Genomic DNA, 1,012 nt, shown 5'->3' on the forward strand with positions numbered 1-1,012 from the left:
AAACCCATTTCAATTCCTTCTGGAGTTACTGCTACTGTTGAAGGTCAGCTGGTTAAGGCAAAAGGTCCAAAAGGTGAACTCAGTTACGTCGTTAATGATGAAGTCTTAGTCAAACTTGAGGAAAATGTTATATCAGTTGCGCCGCGGGATCAATCAAAAGATGCGCGCTCTAAATGGGGTATGTCGCGCTCAATGATTGAAAACATTTTTTGTGGTGTAAAAGATGGTTTTGAAAAGAGATTGGAAATCAATGGGGTTGGTTATCGTGCTGCTTTGCAGGGTAAGGATGTTCAACTATCTTTAGGTTTTTCGCATGATGTGGTTTATAAAGTTCCATCAGGTGTTACTGTAACTGTTCCTAAGCCCACGGAGATTGTTGTTTCTGGAATTAATAAACAGCAAGTTGGGCAAGTCGCAGCAGAGATTCGCGAGTATCGTAGACCTGAGCCTTATAAGGGTAAAGGCGTTAAACATGCAGATGAACATATCTTCCGTAAAGAAGGTAAAAAGAAATAAGGATTTTGTATTATGGTTTCATCTAAGGACATTATCCGGCGTCGTGCAAGACGTGTTCGTCGTAGGATCAAAATGGTTTCTCATAATCGTCCTCGACTTAGTATTTATCGTTCAAATCAGAATATTTATGCTCAAGTTATCGATGATTTACGGGGATGTACACTTGTTTCAGCTTCTACTCTTGAAAGTGATTTAAAGAAGTCGTTAAAGAGTGGTGCTGATAAAGAAGCTGCCTTTGCTGTTGGTAAGTTAATTGCTGAACGTGCGAAGCAAGTTGGTGTGAGCGACGTGGTTTTTGATCGTGGAGCCTATGTGTACCACGGTCGTGTCAAGGCTTTGGCTGAAGCTGCTCGTGAAGGTGGTTTGAATTTCTAAAATTTCCTCTTTATGAGTGCGTAAGGAGAGTTTAGAGCATTTCATTTAGGTTCTTCTGGTTTGATGAGGAGCTTTATTATCGTGCTTCCGGAAAAGAAAAAGGAATGAGGAATGGCACAAA

2 protein-coding genes are annotated in these 1,012 nt (G+C 40.7%); both read left to right on the plus strand.

All coding sequences use genetic code 11. From position 1 onward, the window contains the following. Positions 1–516 (plus strand): 50S ribosomal protein L6 (gene rplF, locus ACFIO3_RS13900; RefSeq protein WP_375704670.1); only part of this gene is annotated, 516 nt, incomplete at its 5' end. A gap of 12 nt (positions 517–528) precedes the next feature. After that, positions 529–891, plus strand: a complete 363-nt coding sequence (rplR, locus tag ACFIO3_RS13905; RefSeq protein WP_375608623.1) for a 50S ribosomal protein L18 — start codon at positions 529–531, stop codon at positions 889–891. The last annotated feature ends 121 nt before the right edge of the window (positions 892–1,012 follow it).

Source organism: Bartonella sp. AD328YNZD (assembly GCF_042196425.1).